The sequence below is a fragment of the Azospirillum fermentarium genome (assembly GCF_025961205.1).
In the GTDB taxonomy this organism is placed as follows: Bacteria; Pseudomonadota; Alphaproteobacteria; order Azospirillales; family Azospirillaceae; genus Azospirillum; species Azospirillum fermentarium.
Genome location: NZ_JAOQNH010000001.1, coordinates 1067905 through 1084351 on the forward strand (window position 1 = coordinate 1067905; position 16447 = coordinate 1084351).

The 16447-nt window shown below is 69.7% G+C and carries 14 protein-coding genes; 7 read left to right on the forward strand and 7 right to left on the reverse strand.

Annotation, left to right across the window (positions count from 1 at the left end):
- Nucleotides 1-170: 170 nt before the first annotated feature.
- The gene (recA, locus tag M2352_RS05000) at nucleotides 171-1250 is read right to left on the reverse strand and encodes a recombinase RecA (RefSeq protein ID WP_319802017.1); all 1080 of its coding nucleotides are present in this window, start codon (nucleotides 1248-1250) and stop codon (nucleotides 171-173) included.
- A gap of 197 nt (nucleotides 1251-1447) precedes the next feature.
- Here recA and M2352_RS05005 point away from each other — a divergent pair, with 197 nt between their 5' ends.
- Both M2352_RS05005 and M2352_RS05010 read left to right on the forward strand, forming a co-directional pair.
- The gene (locus M2352_RS05005) at nucleotides 1448-1948 is read left to right on the forward strand and encodes a class I SAM-dependent methyltransferase (protein ID WP_264663401.1); all 501 of its coding nucleotides are present in this window, start codon (nucleotides 1448-1450) and stop codon (nucleotides 1946-1948) included.
- Between the two features lie 119 nt (nucleotides 1949-2067).
- Complete coding sequence (locus M2352_RS05010) at nucleotides 2068-4053, forward strand: methyl-accepting chemotaxis protein (RefSeq protein WP_264663402.1); 1986 nt, start codon at nucleotides 2068-2070, stop codon at nucleotides 4051-4053.
- A 338-nt stretch (nucleotides 4054-4391) separates the two neighbouring features.
- Here the strand turns inward: M2352_RS05010 and M2352_RS05015 are convergent, their stop codons facing one another.
- The gene (locus M2352_RS05015) at nucleotides 4392-5231 is read right to left on the reverse strand and encodes a universal stress protein (RefSeq protein ID WP_264663403.1); all 840 of its coding nucleotides are present in this window, start codon (nucleotides 5229-5231) and stop codon (nucleotides 4392-4394) included.
- A 370-nt stretch (nucleotides 5232-5601) separates the two neighbouring features.
- On the opposite strand from M2352_RS05015, the gene M2352_RS05020 reads away from it, so the two are divergent.
- Entirely contained in the window at nucleotides 5602-7341 is a 1740-nt protein-coding gene (locus tag M2352_RS05020; protein WP_264663404.1) for a putative bifunctional diguanylate cyclase/phosphodiesterase, read from the forward strand.
- Nucleotides 7342-7348: 7 nt separating this feature from the next.
- Here M2352_RS05020 and M2352_RS05025 read toward each other — a convergent pair whose 3' ends face one another.
- The 3 genes from M2352_RS05025 to M2352_RS05035 form a co-directional block, all read right to left on the reverse strand.
- On the reverse strand, nucleotides 7349-7792 hold the full coding sequence (locus M2352_RS05025) for an acetyltransferase (RefSeq protein WP_264663405.1): 444 nt from the start codon (nucleotides 7790-7792) through the stop codon (nucleotides 7349-7351).
- 64 nt (nucleotides 7793-7856) lie between these two features.
- Nucleotides 7857-8603, reverse strand: coding sequence for a DsbA family protein (locus M2352_RS05030; RefSeq protein WP_264663406.1), 747 nt, complete (start codon nucleotides 8601-8603; stop codon nucleotides 7857-7859).
- Nucleotides 8604-8725: 122 nt separating this feature from the next.
- Nucleotides 8726-10117, reverse strand: coding sequence for a M48 family metalloprotease (locus tag M2352_RS05035; RefSeq protein ID WP_264663407.1), 1392 nt, complete (start codon nucleotides 10115-10117; stop codon nucleotides 8726-8728).
- Here M2352_RS05035 and M2352_RS05040 point away from each other — a divergent pair.
- The 4 genes from M2352_RS05040 to M2352_RS05055 all read left to right on the forward strand — a co-directional run bounded on the left by M2352_RS05040 (nucleotide 10086) and on the right by M2352_RS05055 (nucleotide 14786).
- Entirely contained in the window at nucleotides 10086-11462 is a 1377-nt protein-coding gene (locus M2352_RS05040; RefSeq protein WP_264663408.1) for a gamma-glutamyltransferase, read from the forward strand. The genes M2352_RS05035 and M2352_RS05040 overlap by 32 nt on opposite strands.
- Before the next feature lie 197 nt (nucleotides 11463-11659).
- A complete protein-coding gene (locus M2352_RS05045) occupies nucleotides 11660-11980 on the forward strand; it encodes a hypothetical protein (RefSeq protein ID WP_264663409.1) in 321 nt (106 codons plus the stop codon).
- Between the two features lie 91 nt (nucleotides 11981-12071).
- The gene (locus M2352_RS05050; protein WP_264663410.1) at nucleotides 12072-13220 is read left to right on the forward strand and encodes a pyridoxal phosphate-dependent aminotransferase; all 1149 of its coding nucleotides are present in this window, start codon (nucleotides 12072-12074) and stop codon (nucleotides 13218-13220) included.
- A gap of 207 nt (nucleotides 13221-13427) precedes the next feature.
- Entirely contained in the window at nucleotides 13428-14786 is a 1359-nt protein-coding gene (locus M2352_RS05055) for a TldD/PmbA family protein (protein WP_264663411.1), read from the forward strand.
- Nucleotides 14787-14858: 72 nt separating this feature from the next.
- Here the strand turns inward: M2352_RS05055 and M2352_RS05060 are convergent, their stop codons facing one another.
- Nucleotides 14859-15332 (reverse strand): hypothetical protein, encoded by a 474-nt coding sequence (locus M2352_RS05060; protein ID WP_264663412.1) that lies wholly within the window; start codon nucleotides 15330-15332, stop codon nucleotides 14859-14861.
- A 101-nt stretch (nucleotides 15333-15433) separates the two neighbouring features.
- Nucleotides 15434-16357: a diacylglycerol/lipid kinase family protein gene (locus M2352_RS05065; RefSeq protein WP_264663413.1), complete on the reverse strand. Its 924-nt coding sequence runs from the start codon at nucleotides 16355-16357 to the stop codon at nucleotides 15434-15436.
- Nucleotides 16358-16447: the final 90 nt, after the last annotated feature.

The following is a 16447-nucleotide window of genomic DNA, read 5'->3' on the forward strand; positions in this document are numbered from 1 at the left end:
AACCAAAAGCTTAGAGTCCTTCAGGTGCTTCAATAAGCACCTGAAGGACTCTAATGAAACGGGATGCAAGGACTCCCGCCCTTGCCGGGGGCGTCGGGGCAGAGCCCCGACCCCGACATGAAAACGGCGGCCCGAAGGCCGCCGTTCGTCTTTGCCATGGTTGCCCGCGCTTATTCCGGCGCAGCCGCATCCCCATCGGCTTCCGGCGTGCCCATCATGGCGTCGGCCACCAGCCCGGCGTTGGCGCGGATGCGGTCCTCGATGCTCTTGGCGGCGTCGGGGTTGTTGCGCAGGAAGGTCTTGGCGTTCTCGCGCCCCTGGCCGATGCGGGTGCCGTCGTAGGAGAACCACGCGCCCGACTTTTCCACCACCCCGGCCTGGATGCCGAGGTCGAGCAGCTCGCCCACCTTCGACACGCCCTCGCCGTACATGATGTCGAACTCGACCACGCGGAAGGGCGGGGCCAGCTTGTTCTTGACCACCTTCACGCGGGTCTGGTTGCCGACCACGGTGTCACGGTCCTTGATGGCGCCGATGCGGCGGATATCCAGGCGCACCGAGGCATAGAACTTCAGCGCGTTGCCGCCGGTGGTGGTTTCGGGGTTGCCGAACATCACGCCGATCTTCAGGCGGATCTGGTTGATGAAGATCACCAGGCAGCGCGACTTGGCGATGGAGCCGGTCAGCTTGCGCAGGGCCTGGCTCATCAGGCGGGCGTGCAGGCCGACGTGGCTGTCGCCCATTTCGCCTTCCAGTTCGGCGCGCGGCACCAGGGCTGCCACCGAGTCCACCACCAACACGTCGATGGCGCCGGAGCGCACCAGGGTGTCGGCGATTTCCAGCGCCTGTTCGCCGGCGTCGGGCTGGGAGATCAGCAGCTCGTCCACATTGACGCCCAGCTTGCGGGCGTAGGTGGGGTCGAGCGCGTGTTCGGCGTCAATGAAGGCGCAGGTGCCGCCGTTCTTCTGGGCCTGGGCGATGGCGTGGAGGGCCAGCGTGGTCTTGCCCGAGCTTTCCGGCCCGTAGATTTCGATGATGCGGCCACGGGGCAGGCCGCCGATGCCCAGCGCGATGTCCAGACCCAGGGAGCCGGTGGAAATCACCTCCGTCTCCACCAGATTTTCGCGCGCGCCGAGCTTCATGATCGAACCCTTGCCGAAAGCGCGTTCGATCTGGCTGAGGGCGGCGTCCAGAGCCTTCTGCTTGTCCATGGGGTCCTTTTCCACCAAACGGAGCTGCGGGGACATCATGCCTGAATTCCCTTCCCAGTAGTTAGATCACACGGCTTCCGTATCTGCAACGGCCGTCATCGTACTCTTTTTGTTCTCATGCGCAAGGGCTAATTTCACGGAACGTTCCGCTAACCCCTTTGCGTTTCCTTCCCCCTGGCGTTCGGCGGGCAACCCTGCCAGGATCGCCGCCTGCAACCGGCGGGGGAGAACGAGAGATGACCGGAACGACGCTGCTCGACCGCATGATCGCGCGGCTGACCGCCCAGCGCGACGCGCTGAACTGGGCGGTGGAACAGGTGCAGGGGCGCACCGGCCCGGTGCTGGAAATCGGGCTGGGCAAGGGCCGCACCTACGACTATCTCCGCGCCCGGCTGGGGGTGGATGCGGTGTACGCCTTCGACGATGGGCTGCGGGTGCCGCCGGGGTGCGAGCCGCCGCCCGAGCGCCGCTTCCTGGGCGACTTCCGCGAGACGCTGGCGGCGGTGCGCGGCACGCTGGGGGGCGCGGCACGGCTGGCGCACGCCGATTTCGGCAGCCCCGACCAGATCCACGACCGCGAGCAGGCGGCGTGGCTGGCGCCCATGATCGACGCGCTGATGCAGCCGGGCGGGGTGGTGGTGTCGGACCGCCCGCTGGCCTGCGCCGGCTGGCAGCCGGTGGAGCCGCCGGGGTCGGGGCCGGCGTGGCGCTGCTACGCCTGGATCGTCCGCCCCTGACGGGGCAGGGGATCGTCCGCCCCTGACGGGCGCGGGTGCATCAGTTTCACAAAATATAAACAAAACCTGATTTAGCATGGGGTTTTCTATGTAGGCAAAAACCACCGAAGGGAGTGACCATGCCCCCCGTCCTGCCGGCCCGTACCCTGTCGATCCGGTCCCGCATCCTGCTGGCATCGCTGTTCTGCGTGGCGCTGGCGGTGGCGGCGACCACGGTCAGCAACCTGTGGCTGGCCGGGGCCATGGTGACCCAGGCGGCGGACCGCGAACTCAGCACCCTGCGCCGCCATCTCGACGGCACGCTGGCGCAGGAAGCGCAGCGGGCGGTGTCGCTGGCCCAGGCGGTGGCGCTGAACGGGGCGGTGCAGGACCGTTTCGCCGCCCGCGACCGCGACGGGCTGGCGGCCATGCTGGTGCCGGGCTTCGCGGCGCTGAAGGCGCAGTACGGGGTGCGGCAGTACCAGTTCCACCTGCCCCCCGCCACCTCGTTCCTGCGGGTGCACAAGCCGGAGAAGTTCGGCGACGACCTCAGCGGATTCCGCGCCACGGTGGTGGAGGTCAACCGCACCCGCCGCCCGGTCTCGGGCCTGGAATCGGGGGTGGAGGGGCTGGGCATCCGCGGCGTGGTGCCGGTGACCAAGGACGGCGCCGCCCTGGGCTCGGTGGAATTCGGCCTGTCGTTCGACCAGAGCTTCTTCGACGCCTTCAAGAAGGCCACGTCGGCGGACGTGGCCTTTGTGCTGAAGAAGCCCGAGGGTGGATTCGCCCCCTTCGCCAGCACCTTCGCCGCCCTGCCGGCGGTGGATGACGGGGCGCTCTCCGCCGCCCTGCGTCAGCCGTCGCCGGTGTGGGAACTGCGCGCCGGGTCCACCGACATGGCCGCCCTGCTGGCCCCCGTCACCGATTACCGGGGGGAGGCCATCGGCGTGATGATGCTGGCGCTCGACCGCGGCTATTTCGTGGCCGCACTGGCCGAGGCGCGCAACCTGTCCCTGCTGATCGGGGCGGCGGCCATGGCGCTGGCGGCGGCGGTGGCGCTGCTGACCAGCGGGGCGCTGACCTCGGCGCTGTTGGCTCTGACCCGCACCATGAAGACGCTGGCCGGCGGGCGCACCGACATCACCGTGCCCGGTCTGGCCCGCACCGACGAGATCGGCGCCATGGCCCGCGCGGTGGAGGTGTTCCGCCATCACGCCCTGGAGATCGGCGAACTCCACGCCGAACAGGAACGCCGCCAGCGGCAGGCCGACCAGGAAAAGCACCGCCTGCTGGAATCCCTGGCCGGGCAGCTTGAGGAAACGGTGGGGGCGGTGGCCAACAGCGTGTCGGCGGGTGCCACCCAGATGCGGGCCAGCGCCCAGACCCTGACCGGCATCGCCGAACAGACCGGCCACCGCGCCGCCGCCGTCGCCGCCGCATCCCAGGAGGCCAGCAGCGATGTCGCCGCCGTGGCCGGGGCGGCGGACGCGCTGCAGGACGCCATCGGCGCCATCAACGAGCGAATCGGCCATTCCCTGTCCATGGTCCAGGCGGCGGTGGCGGAGGTGCGGCGCACCGACTCCACCGTTGACGGCATGTCCGGGGCCGCCGCCCGCATCGGCGACGTGCTGAAGCTGATCGGCGACATCGCCTCGCAAACCAACCTGCTGGCGCTCAACGCCACCATCGAAGCGGCGCGGGCCGGAGAGGCCGGCAAGGGATTCGCCGTGGTGGCGTCGGAGGTGAAGAACCTGGCATCCCAGACCGCCCACGCCACCGAGGACATCGCCCGCCAGATCGCCGGCATCCAGCAGACCAGCGCCGACGCCGTTGCCGCCATCCGCGGCATCGGATCGGCCATCGACGGGCTGGGGGCCGCGGTGGAGGGCATCGCCGGCGCCGCCCGCCGCCAGAGTGCCGCCACCCAGGAGATTCTGGGCCATGTGCATCAGGCCAGCAGCGGCACCCGCAGCGTCTCCGACACCATCGGCGGGGTGTCGCAGGCGGCGGGTCAGACCGGGTCCATGGCCGCGGACGTGCTGGGGGCCGCCAGCGACCTGTCGCATCTGGCCGACCGGCTGCGGCAGGAGGTCGTGCGGTTCGCGGCGGGCATCAAGGCGGCGTGAGCGCGGCCCGTCCATCCCGCGCATCCTGAATGCGGGGTGTATTGTGTATACGAACGGATGGTTGTTTTGTGCGTGCACGAAAGAAATAATAACAATTATGGGGTTTTTTGGGGGGGTGTGACATTGCTCACACCCCAAGGCGCGAAAAGAAAGGGTAAGGTGCGCGTGCGGGGTGCCGGAGCGGTCGATCCAGCCCTCCGGCGGATTGCCGGCACCCGCCGCGGATCAGGGTTCAGGCCCGGTCCGTGCCCGACCATCTTGGAGCGTCACGCACCAGGAACACTGACCGGGCCGCAGATATGCGGCCCGGTATTTTCGTGTCCCGGTATGGCCGGGTGTCAGTGGCTCATCAGCACCGGAACCGTCATGTGCTGGAGCATGTAGCGGGTCATACCCCCCAGAACCAGTTCGCGCAGGCGCGACCGGCCATAGGCGCCCATCACCACCAGATCGCACGAATCGTCGGCCACCGCGTTCAGGATGGTGTCCCCCGGTTCGATGGCGCGGGTGGAGATGTGGGCGGCTTCCACATGGTTGAAGTGGCGGGCCAGATGGCGGGCGATGTCCGCTCCCGGTTCGTCGCCCAGCCCGTTGGCGCCCGGCGCGGGGTTGACGGCCATCACGGTCAGCCGCTTGGACTTCGCCAGAATGGGCATGGCATCGCCCACGGCGCGGGCGGCCTCGCGGCTGGCGTTCCAGCCGATCAGCACCCGCTCGCCCATGGTGGGGAACGTGCCGGCATAGGGGACCACCAGAATCGGGCGCCCGGCGTCGAACACCAGGTCTTCGGGCAGCGGCACCGGCAGGTCGGGCACGCGGGCCGGGTTCACCTGCCCCACGATGATCAGATCGCTGTAGCGCCCGTGGACCGCGGTGATCTGGGTGGGGTCGCCGGCCAGCGCCCGCCATTCCGACCGCCCGCTCAGCCCGTTGCGCCGCACCGCCTCGTCGAACAGGCCCGCGGCCTTCTCGGCCATGGCCTTTTCCGTGGCCTGCTGCTGGAGCCGGACGCTTTCGGGGATTTCCGCTTCGATGAAAGCGGGGATGGGGGTGTGGGTGATGATGTAGAGCCCGGTCAGGTGGGCATCGTGGGCCACGGCGAGCCGGGCCGCCAGCGCGACACGCTCGGCGGATGCCGCGGTGTCGTCCACCACCACCAGAAGATCCTTCAATGCCATGATCCTTGAACTCCCTTATCCGATCGCCTGCAATCGTTGCGGCCCGGGGCTTGCCGTTGCCCCGGCGGTTGTTGCCGGCGCCGCCTCCGGTTGGGTTTTTCCGGCCGGTTCCGGGGGGGCCGTTTTGTGTAAACCACGGAACTATACGCCGGATTCCCGCTTCCGGCGATCCCTGTAACGGCGAAGCGGCCATCCCGTTATCGCGGTTGTGGTGATACCGCCGGGGGATAATCGACCCATGCCACACGGGATCGTCGGCAAAGCCATGGGCGCGGATGGGTTTGCTTTTGACGCGGCCCTTCAAGATCGCTTAATTGTTGGAACGACCGTTCCCGCCCCCAGACGCAGATCCCAGGTGCCCCTTCCCCCGATGACGCCGGATGCCCGCCTCGACGCGCTGACTGCCGCCCTGTCGGGCGCCGCCCCGACGAACGTCGGGCTGGACGCGCTGCTGCAGGTGATGGATTCCATGCCGGTCCTGTTCAGCCTGATGGACGGCAACCGCCGGCTGCTGCACGCCAACCGTGCCTATCTGTCGTTCATCGGGCAGCCGCTGGCGGAGCTGGTGGGCCGGTCGTGCGCCGAGATGCTGAGCGACGACCAGTACCGCCTGACCCAGCCGATGGTTGACCGGGCGCTGCGCGGCGAGGTGGTGCAGTCCGAGGGGTGGATGCCCGCCCCCGGCGGCGGCCAGCGCTATGTGCAGCGGGTCCACGCCCCCTACCGCCATGCCGACGGCACCATCGCCGGGTATTTCGTGCTGCTGGACGATCTGACCGACCGGCGCACGGTTCAGGACGATCTTTTCCGGCTGGCCTATTATTGCCCCGTGACCGGGCTGGCCAACCGGCTGCTGCTGCAAAAGCACATGGCCGATTATGTGGCGGTGGGCGAGCCCTTCACCCTGGTGATCGCCGACATCGACCGCTTCGCCGAGGTACGCACCAGCCTGGGCCAGGGGTTCGCCGACGAACTGCTGGTCGATCTCGCCCAGCGCCTGGGACGGGAGGTGCAGAGGGTGGACATGCTGGCCCGCGTCAGCGACCACGCCTTCGCCCTGCTGCTGGCCGGCCCGTGCGACCCGCCGTCGGTGGAACGCACGCTGGCGCAGGTGTCGGCGGTGGTGCGCTCGGCCCGGTCCCATTCGGGTGCGGCGGTGTTCCTGTCCTCGTCCATCGGCGTGGCGCCGTGGGCCGATGGGCACGAGCAGCCCGAGGATGTGCTGCGCGACGCCGAAATCGCCACATCTCGCGCGCGGGAAAGCGGCGGGCTGGCGTGGTTCGACCCCGCCATGCACGCCCGCGTGGTGGAGCAGGTGCGCATGGAGCACGACCTGCGCCATGCGTTGGAAAACGGTCATTCCCTGTGGGTGGCCTATCAGCCCATCGTCGATATGGTCACCGGCCGTCTGGCGGGGTTCGAGGCGCTGGTGCGCTGGAACCACCCGGAGCGCGGCAACATCCCCCCCGGCGTGTTCATCCCCATCGCCGAGAGCACCGGGCTGGTGGTGGCGCTGGGCACCTGGGTGCTGGAGGAGGCGTGCCGCCGCATCGCCGACTGGCAGGAAAAGCGCGACCCCGGCTCCGCCCCGCTGTTCATGAGCGTCAACCTGTCGCCGCGGCAGTTGAGCGACCCCGATCTGGTCGGCGTGGTGCGCGGCGTCCTGCGCCGCACGGGCGTGGAGCCGTCGTGGATCAAGCTGGAACTGACCGAGGGCGCGGTGATGGAAAAGGCGGAGCAGTCCATCCGCCTGCTGCGCGACCTGCGCGCCATCGGCATCAAGCTGTCCATCGACGATTTCGGCACCGGCTATTCGTCGTTGAGCTATCTGCACAAGCTGCCCATCGACAGCCTGAAGGTGGACCGCTCCTTCGTCTCGGCCATGCACCAGTCGGAGGAGAACCGGGCCATCGTGCGCATCATCGTCGATCTGGCCCGCCTGCTGGGCTTCGACGTGATCGCCGAGGGGATCGAGACCACGGCGGACGCCAACCTGCTGCGCGCACTCGCCTGCGACTTCGGCCAGGGCTATCATTTCGCCCGCCCGCTCCCCCCCGACGAGGTGGAACGGATGGTCGAAGGCAAGCTGCCCTGGCTGGCCGAGGGGTGAGCGCGCCTTACCGCGCCGTTTCGTGGCGCAGGTGGATCAGCGGATAGGGGCGGCCCTGCCCGTCGGTGTCCGACCGGCCCGTGGGGCGGAACCCCAGACGCTGGTAAAAGCCCACGGCCTGCGTGTTCTGTTCGTTGACGTCCGTGGTCAGGCCCGGATGCTGTGCCAGCGCGTGCGCCACCAATGCCCGTCCCACCCCGGTGCCCCGGTGATCGGGGTGGATGAACAGCGCTTCCATCCGCCCGCCGTCCAGCAGCATGAAGCCGATGGCGGTATCCTGCCCGTCCACCGCCAGCCACAGGGGCGCGTGGGGCAGGAAATCCGCCACCTCCGCGTCGATGGCACGGCGGTCGGCAGGGGACAGGAAATCATGGGTGGCATCGACGGCGGCGCGCCAGATGTCCACGGCTCGGGCGCCGTCTTCCGGGCGCGAGAGGCGGATGGTGATCATGGCACCGTTATGCCGCCCCCGGCCCGCCGATGGAAGCCCCGCCGGGGGGCTTCCCGCCGTCAGGTCAGCCCTTGCGCGCCTTGGCGACCATGGCTTTCATGTCGTTCAGCTTGATGGCGCCGGGGGCCATGTCGTCGCCGACGATGAAGGCCGGAGTGCCGCGGATGCCCAGCGCCTGGGCCAGGGCCAGGTTGGTGCCGATGGCCTGCTGCACCTCCGGCGAGTCCATGTCCTTCTTCAGCTTGTCGGTGTCCAGCCCGACCGACTTGGCCAGACGCTGGATGGTGTCGTCGTCGAGCTGGCCGCGGTGGGCCATCAGGGCGTTGTGGAACGCCTCGTACTTGCCCTGCTCGCGCGATGCCAGGGCCGCCTTGGCGGCGGTCACCGACGCCGGGCCGAGGATGGGGAATTCCTTGAACACCACGCGCAGCTTGCCGTCGTCCTTGATCAGCTTCTGCACGTCGGCCTGGACCGCCTTGCAGTAGCCGCACTGGTAATCGAAGAACTCCACCAGCGTCACGTCGCCCTTGGGGTTGCCCAGCACCGGGTCGGCGGGGTTGTTTTCCAGGGCCGCGCGGCTGGAGGCCAGGGCGTCGCGGTTGCGCGCCTCTTCCGCCACCTTCTCCCGCTTCTGCAATTCGTCGATGGCCTCGACGATCACCTCGGGGTGCTTCAGCAGATACTCGCGGACCACCTGCTCGATCGCCTGGCGCTGGGTGTCGTCCATGGCGGCGCGGGCGGGGGCGTTGGCGAACGTCAGCGCGGCCAGACCGGCGGAAACCGCGAGAGCGGCGAAGCGGAAGCGGACCATGGACCAGGAACTCCAATCAAGCGGTGTGGATACGGTGGATGGCACAGTGAACCGGCACGCGGGGCGGCGCAAGCGGAAGAAAGCGCGCCCCCGCCCACGGTACCACTCTGGGGTGTGGGACATCAGCGGCGGGACGGCTTGCCGTCGCCGTCCCGGCCGCCGTCCTTGTCGGCGCCGGTCTGGCCGCGGATGTCCTGGGCGCGCAGCCAGCCGGGGGAGCCGGCGGGCAGCAGCTTTTCCGCCCGTTCGGCCTGGAACCGCGCCACCGGCTTGTCGCCGCGGGCGAACGCCTCTTCGGCCGAGGCATAGGCGACCATGCCGGCGTTGCCCTTGGCGCTCCACGCCTGGGCCATCAGCCGCCACAGGAAGGCCGACTGCCCTTGGGTCTTGGCGGCGATCTGCAGGTTCTTCAGCGCCTCGTCCACGCCGCGGCTCCCCTGCTGTTCCAGCAGGGCGTGAGCCAGCGACACACGGATGGAATTGCCGTCGGGGGCCAGTTCCACCGCCTTGCGGTACGGCGCCACGGCGTCGGCGGGGCGCCCGGTCTGAAGCATCAGGTCGCCCTTCAATTCCTGAAAGAAGGCGTTCTTCGGTTCCTGCGCGATCAGCCCATCGACCAGGGGCTGGGCCTGCCGCACGTCGCCCTGGCGGAAATAGGCGTAGGCCCGGCCATAGCGGCCCACCACCGACCCGTCCTCGGGCCGGTAGCGGCGCAGCGCGCCGTTGGGGTCGAGATAGGCGTAGAGCTTGGCCTGGATGCGCTGATACTGCTCCACCTGATCGGGGGGCACGCCATGGCCGGTCCAGCGCGACCGCCCGACGGCGGTGCGCACGTTGTCGATGCGCTCGCGCGTCAGCGGGTGGGTGCGGGCATAGGCGCTGTCGCGGTCGGTCATGGTCGGTTCCTCCGCCCCCAGCTTTTCCAGGAAGGTCAGGAAGCCCTGGGACGACAGGTGCGACTGTTCCAGGAACGACAGCCCGGCCTGGTCGGCGGACGCCTCCTGCGTGCGGGAGAACGACAGGTAGCTGCGCTCGGCCAGATGCTGGCCCAGCATCATGCCGGCCAGCCCGGCCCCGGCGTTGCCCGACGCGATGCCCCCGGCGATGCCGATGCCCAGCCCGACCAGCGACGACAGCAGCGCGCTGTCCATGGCCTCGTTCCCGCGGACCAGATGGCCGCCGGCGATGTGGCCGGTCTCGTGCGCGATGACGCCCACCAGCTCGTCGGCGGTGGCGGTCAGGATCAGGCCGGTGTGCAGGAAGATGTTCTGCCCGCCCGAGACGAAGGCGTTCAGCGTGTTGTCGTTGACCAGGATGATCGACACGTCGTCGGGATTGACGCCCGCCGCCTGGAAGATTGGCCGGGCCATGCGGCGGATGATATGTTCCGTCTCCGCATCGGTCAGAAGCTGCAGCGCATTGCGCCGCTGCGCCCACGCCGGCGTCGAGACCAGCGCCATCATCATCACGGCCACACAGACGATGACCGAAACCAGCCTGTTGGGCTTCACCACGATTGCCCCCTCCGTCGCGCGGGACCGTTCCGCCCCCGCCTTGCGCCATAGCTGGCGACGCTGGGGCACGATTGCCATAGCTGCATCCCTCATCCCCGCCTGTGTCAACACCAAGTTCCAGACCAGCGCGGCGCCGCGCGCCTTTGTGGTGGCCGACGATCCCCATGCCGCCGCGGCGGGGCGCGACATCCTGGCCCGCGGCGGCACCGCGGCGGACGCCGCCGCCGCCATGGGTCTGGCCATGGCCGTCACCCTGCCGTCGCGGGCCGGGCTGGCCGGGGGCGGGGTCTGCGTCGCCTACAACGGCGCCACGCAGGAGGTCCGCACCCTGGATTTCCTGCCCCGTCCTACTGGTACGAACGGGGCGGCACTTCCCGGCACGCTGCGGGCGCTGTACGCGCTTCAGGCCGCGGCGGGTGCTCTGCGCTGGGAGCAGGTGGCGGTGGGGGCCGAGGCGCTGGCCCGCCAGCCGACCCCGGTCAGCCGCGCCCTGGCCCAGGATCTTCAGGCCGGGGCCGCCCGGCTGGGCAACGGGGCGGTGCGCACCGCCTTCGCCCCCGACGGGCGCCCGGTGGCCGCCGGTACCCCGGTGGCCCAGCCGGAGCTGGCCGCCATCCTGGCCGCCGTGCGCCGCGGAGGCTTTGCCGCCCTGCACAACGGTCCGGCGGCGGACGCGCTGGCGGCAACGCTGGGCACCGACGCCGCCGCCGTGCGCACCGCCGCCCCGCGCTGGGGCCTGACGCAGAAGGTGAGCCTGGGCCAGGGGGCGACGCTGCACTTCGCCGACCTGCCGGAAAGCGGCGACACCCTGGCCCGCGCCTGGACCGCCGCCGCCGAGGCCGACCCCGCCGCCCGCACCGCCCGTGCCCGCAGCCTGCTGGGCGCCGGTGCCGGGACCGCGGAAGCGCCCGCCGCCGGGTTCGCGGTGATGGACGCGGGCGAACAGGCGGTGGCCTGCTCCTTCACCATGGGCGGGCTGTTCGGCAGCGGGCGCAGCGTGCCCGGCACCGGCGTCCTGGCCGCCACCGGCGTGCGCAGTGCCGGCTTCGGCGCGCCCGCGGTGGTGGCGACCATGCTCAACCGCTCCATCTGGGCCGGGGCGGGCAGCGCCATCGGCACCGACGGGGCCGCCGCCGGCCCCGCCGCCCTGTTCGACGTGGGCCTGCCGGCGCTGGAGATGAAGAGCTTCCCCGCCCAGATCCAGGCCGCCCGCCCGGCCGCCGCCCCCGGTCATGCCGCGGTGGTGGGGTGTGTGGTGTCGCAGGAAAACGGCGTGCGCGCCTGCCAGTCCGCCCCCGATCCCCGCGGCGGCGGGGCCGGATTCGACGTGGAGCTGGTGCCGTGATTCACGGCCGGAATCAGGATGTTTCGTTGCGCAATTTGTGCGCGCAATGAAAAAATGCCAAAGATTTCGAATGTGATAATGATAAGGGAGGTCCAGGGATGGCCTCCCTTTTTCTTTTAGGTTTTCTTGCTGTTCGAAGATTGCGCCCCTAGCATTGACTTTATCGGAACATTGTCTTTTGCGATAAGGATTTGACTATGGCTACGGTTGTGCGCATGCAGCATCCTGAGACGGGTCTGGTGAAAAAGGGCTTCGTCGGCTTTAGCTGGACCACGTTCTTCTTTGGCTTCTTCCCGGCCCTGTTCCGGGGGGACTGGGGGTTCGGCCTCATCCTGATGGTGCTGAATGTGGTGACCGTTGGGATCGCCGGCTTCATCGCCGCCTTCCTCTACAACAAGAGCTACACCAACCGCCTGATCGAAAAGGGCTACCAGCTCGCCGACAACGAGGACGTGAACGCCCTGGCCCGCCTCAAGCTGGGCATCTCCACGGCGGCGACGGCTCCGGCCACGGCCTGAGTCCTCTTTTCCTGCATGGTTGCCTGATCCGCGCCCCCTCCTTATGCTCGTCGGCTCGAATTCCTGAGCCAACGAGCGGGGGCAGACGGTGATGCAAGGGTCCAAGCGCGGTGCCATTCCTCCCTTTTTCGTGATGGAGGTGATGCGCGCCGCCTTCGCCCGTGAACGGGCCGGGCTGGATGTGCTGCATCTGGAAGTGGGGCAGCCGTCCACCGGCGCGCCCCGTGGCGTGCTGGCCGCGGCCCACGCCGCCCTCGACGCCGACAAGCTGGGCTATACCGACGCGCTGGGCATCCCGCCGCTGCGCGCCGCCATCGCCACATGGTACCGCGGCCGCTACGGCGTGGCGGTGGACGAGCAGCGCATCGCGGTGACCACCGGGTCCAGCGGCGCCTTTCAGCTTGGGTTCCTGGCGGCGTTCGATCCCGGCGACCGGGTGGCCATGGCATCGCCCAGCTACCCCGCCTACCGCCACACCCTGACCGCCATCGGGGTGGAGCCGGTGGAGTTGCCCACCGGGCCGGAAACCGGGTTCCAGCCCACGGTCGCGTTGCTGGAAAAGCTGGACCGGCCGGTCCAGGGGCTGATCGTCGCCAGTCCGGCCAACCCCACCGGCACCATGCTGAGCCGGGAGGAGCTGACCGCACTCGCCAACTGGTGCGATGCCAACGGCGTGCGGCTGGTGTCGGACGAGATCTATCACGGCCTGACCTACGGCACCGAGGCGGTGACCGCCGCGGCGGTCAGCGAACGGGCCATCGTGGTCAACAGCTTCTCCAAGTATTTTTCCATGACCGGCTGGCGGCTGGGGTGGATGGTGCTGCCGCCGGAACTGGTGCGTCCGGTGGAATGCCTGGCGCAGAACCTGTTCATCTCCGCCCCCACCCTGTCGCAGGTGGCGGCGGTGGCGGCGTTCGCGTGTACGGAAGAACTGGACGCCCACGTCGCCCGCTACGCCCGCAACCGCGCCCTGCTGCTGGAGGAGCTGCCCAAGGCCGGCTTCACCAGGCTGGCCCCGGCGGACGGCGCCTTCTACATCTACGCCGACGTGTCGGACATGACCGACGACAGCGAGGCGTTCTGCCGCCGCCTGCTGGAGGACACCGGGATTGCCGCCACCCCCGGCATCGACTTCGACCCTGCGCGCGGGCGGCATTTCATGCGCTTTTCCTTCGCCGGATCGGAAGCGGCGGTCGCGGAGGCGGCGCGGCGTCTGATTGCATGGCGGCGGAGCGCCTGATTGCATGGCGGCGGAGCGCCTGAAGATTACGCGGCGGAGCGCCTGAAGATTACAGAGTGGCGGAGCGCCTGAAGAAAGAGGGCGGCAAAAGGGCTGAGCGCCGCCGCCGGGGGGTGATTGGGGCTTGTCCTGCCCCGGCGCCACCCCCCACATTGGCAACAGGCTCCCGTGGTGGAGCGGCGACGCGGACAGACCGGAGATTTTTGGATGACCTCTACCTCTACCCCGCCGGCGGGCGACGTTCTGGACCTGCTCGACGGCCTGATCGGACGGGCGCGGCGGGCCGGGGCCGACGCGGCGGATGCGGTGCTGTTCGATTCCGCGTCCCTGTCCCTGTCCCAGCGTCTGGGCCAGCCCGAACGGCTGGAACGGTCGGAATCGGGTGACCTGGGCCTGCGGGTGTTCGTCGGGCGGCGTCAGGCCATCGTGTCCACCTCCGACCGCAGCCCGGCCATGCTGGCCGAACTGGTGGACCGCGCGGTGTCCATGGCCCGCGTGGTGCCCGAGGATCCCTTCTGCGGCATCGCCGGGCCGGAGCAGATCGCCACGTCCTGGCAGGACATGGACTGCTGCGACCCCGCCGAACCGTCGTCGGAAGAGATGATCGCACAGGCCCGCATCGCCGAGGAAACCGCGCTTTCCATCGCCGGGGTGACCAATTCCGAAGGGGCGGATGCGTCGTGGAGCCGCTCCACCATCGCCATTGCCGCGTCCAACGGCTTTGCCGGTTCCTACGCGGTGTCGCGGCGGTCGCTGTCGGTGTCGGTGCTGGCCGGTACCGGCACGGGCATGGAGCGGGACTACGGCTTCGATTCCAAGGTCTACGCCGCCGACCTGCGCAGCGCGGAGGACATCGGGCGCGAGGCGGGGGAAAAGGCCGTGCGCCGGCTGAACCCGCGCAAGGTGAAAAGCTGCCGCGTGCCGGTGGTCTATGACCCGCGGGTGTCGCGCGGCATCCTGGGCCACCTGACCGGGGCCATCAGCGGTCCGTCCATCACGCGGGGCACCAGCTTCCTGAAGGACAGGATGGGGGAGGTGATCTTCCCCGAAACCGTCAACATCATCGACGATCCCTTCGTCCGCCGCGGCCTGCGCTCCCGCCCCTTCGACGCCGAGGGGCTGCCGGTGGTCCGCCGCAACCTGATCGAGAACGGGCGGCTGACCACGTGGCTTCTCGATCTGCGCTCGTCCCGGCAACTGGGGCTGGCGCCCACGGGACATGCGTCGCGCGGCACCTCCGGTCCGCCCGGCCCGGCGCCGTCCAACGTCACCATGGCCCCCGGCTCCCGCACGCCCGAGGCGATCATCGGTGAGATCGACGAGGGCCTTTACATCACCGAACTGATGGGGTCGGGGGTCAACGGCGTGACCGGCGATTACAGCCGCGGGGCCAGCGGTTTCTGGATCGAAAAGGGCCGCATCGCCTATCCGGTCAGCGAGATCACCGTGGCCGGCAACCTGAAGGACATGTTCTTGAACCTGGAGCCGGCCAGCGACCTGGAACTGCGCTACGGCATGGATGCCCCCACCATCCGCATCGACGGCATGACCATCGCCGGGATGTGACGGCACGCCGTCAGACGAGACAAGGGCCGCGGGGGTGCCTCCGCGGCCCTTGTCATGCCGGAGCCCTTCGTCTCAGAACCGCCCGCCGCCGTAGATGATGCTGCGCACCACCCCGTGCACGGCGTCGAGCACCAGAAGATCGGTGCCCACCAGGATGCATTCCACCCCCGTGCGGCACACCGGCGCCCGTTCCACCACCACCATCGGTGCGCGGTGATAGCGGATGCCGGGGGGCAGGGGGCGCCCGATCACCACGGGATAGCTGGGGTAGGGGTCAAGGTAATAGACCCGCGGCGGCGGCGCATAGACCACCCGCGGCGGCGGGGGCGGCATCACCACCACCGGCGGGCCGCGGCGCCAGTCGTCGTGGCGCCCGTGCCCCCAGCCGTGCCCGCGCGGGCCGTCCCAATCGCGGCCCGGCCCGCGGTCCCAGCCGGGCGGCCCGCGGTCGTCGTCGTGGCCGCGTCCCCCCCGGTCGGCCAGAGCCGGTGAGGCGGCGGCCAGAAGGCCGGCAAGGGCGGCGAGGAGCAGGCGATGCTTGACCATGGGGGTTCTCCAGAGGACGCGCGAAGGGGGAAGACCGTCCCTTCTGGAGAGATGAACAGCCGCCGCGCCGTTTTCATCCTTCGTGGGCGAAGCAAAAAGGGTTACCCCGCCGGGACGAGCACCGGCAGGGTGCGCGGGTGCAGGCCGATGTCCACCGGCAGCCGGGCGATGATGTCGCCGTCGCCCTGCACCGGCTCCCCCGCCGGCCCGTCGATGCGCAGGGCGGTGACGGGGGCGACGGGCACGTCGGGGAAACGGCGCACCAGCCCCGTGGTCACCCCCGCCACATAGCGCAGCGCGTTCCACCGCCCGAACCGTTCGAACCGGCACAGGTGCAGCGTGGGCTCGGCCAGCCGGGCATCGGGGGCGCAGACGAAGGTGCCGCCGTAGAAATGGCCGTTGGCGGCGATGGCCGCCGCCACCTCGTGCACCGTGTTCCCCACCGTGACGCGGTAGCGCCCGCCGCGCGGGCGGGCCAGCCGGCGGAGCGTTTCCAGCGCATAGGCGCCCTTGCCGATGCGGCGCTTCAGGGCGGGGTCCACCCCGTCCACCACATGGGCGTCGAGCCCCACCCCGGCCATCATGGCGAAACAGCGCCCGTTGGCGGTGCCCAGATGCACCGGCTGCACCCGCCCCAGCGCCAGCGTGTCGGCCACGCCCGCGGCGTCGAACGGCAGCCCCAGCTCGTGGGCCAGCACGTTGGCGGTGCCCAGCGGCACCACTGCGAAAGGCGGCGGGGCCCAGGGGGCTGCCGCGTTCCCGGCCATGATACCGTTGATGGCCTCGTTGATGGTGCCGTCGCCGCCGGCCACCGCCACCGCGTCCCACCCGGATGCCGGCGTAAGGCTGCGGCCCATGGCCTCCGCATCGCCGCGGCGGGTGGTGGCCCACACGGTGACCTCGGCGCCATGGCGTTCGCCCAGTGCGGCGATGACCGCGGCCAGCCGGCGGGCGCGGCGGGCCCCGGCGACGGGGTTGTGGATGACGAGAAGACGGCGGCGGTCGGTCGGCGGCAGGACAGTCACGGGACGGCGGGCCTCAAGTGATGGACGGTAAAGAATTGTTACCGCTTTGTTTCAGTAATAATAAAGAAATTTTTCAAGAACACGCACTCA

What these genes read in the sequence shown, in the direction of transcription:
- recA (WP_319802017.1), bottom strand. Translation starts at nt 1,250, where the DNA reads ATGATGTCCCCGCAGCTCCGTTTGGTGGAAAAGGACCCCATGGACAAG.
- M2352_RS05005 (WP_264663401.1), top strand. Translation starts at nt 1,448, where the DNA reads ATGACCGGAACGACGCTGCTCGACCGCATGATCGCGCGGCTGACCGCC.
- M2352_RS05010 (WP_264663402.1), top strand. Translation starts at nt 2,068, where the DNA reads ATGCCCCCCGTCCTGCCGGCCCGTACCCTGTCGATCCGGTCCCGCATC.
- M2352_RS05015 (WP_264663403.1), bottom strand. Translation starts at nt 5,231, where the DNA reads ATGGCATTGAAGGATCTTCTGGTGGTGGTGGACGACACCGCGGCATCC.
- M2352_RS05020 (WP_264663404.1), top strand. Translation starts at nt 5,602, where the DNA reads ATGACGCCGGATGCCCGCCTCGACGCGCTGACTGCCGCCCTGTCGGGC.
- M2352_RS05025 (WP_264663405.1), bottom strand. Translation starts at nt 7,792, where the DNA reads ATGATCACCATCCGCCTCTCGCGCCCGGAAGACGGCGCCCGAGCCGTG.
- M2352_RS05030 (WP_264663406.1), bottom strand. Translation starts at nt 8,603, where the DNA reads ATGGTCCGCTTCCGCTTCGCCGCTCTCGCGGTTTCCGCCGGTCTGGCC.
- M2352_RS05040 (WP_264663408.1), top strand. Translation starts at nt 10,086, where the DNA reads ATGACCGAAACCAGCCTGTTGGGCTTCACCACGATTGCCCCCTCCGTC.
- M2352_RS05045 (WP_264663409.1), top strand. Translation starts at nt 11,660, where the DNA reads ATGGCTACGGTTGTGCGCATGCAGCATCCTGAGACGGGTCTGGTGAAA.
- M2352_RS05050 (WP_264663410.1), top strand. Translation starts at nt 12,072, where the DNA reads ATGCAAGGGTCCAAGCGCGGTGCCATTCCTCCCTTTTTCGTGATGGAG.
- M2352_RS05055 (WP_264663411.1), top strand. Translation starts at nt 13,428, where the DNA reads ATGACCTCTACCTCTACCCCGCCGGCGGGCGACGTTCTGGACCTGCTC.
- M2352_RS05060 (WP_264663412.1), bottom strand. Translation starts at nt 15,332, where the DNA reads ATGGTCAAGCATCGCCTGCTCCTCGCCGCCCTTGCCGGCCTTCTGGCC.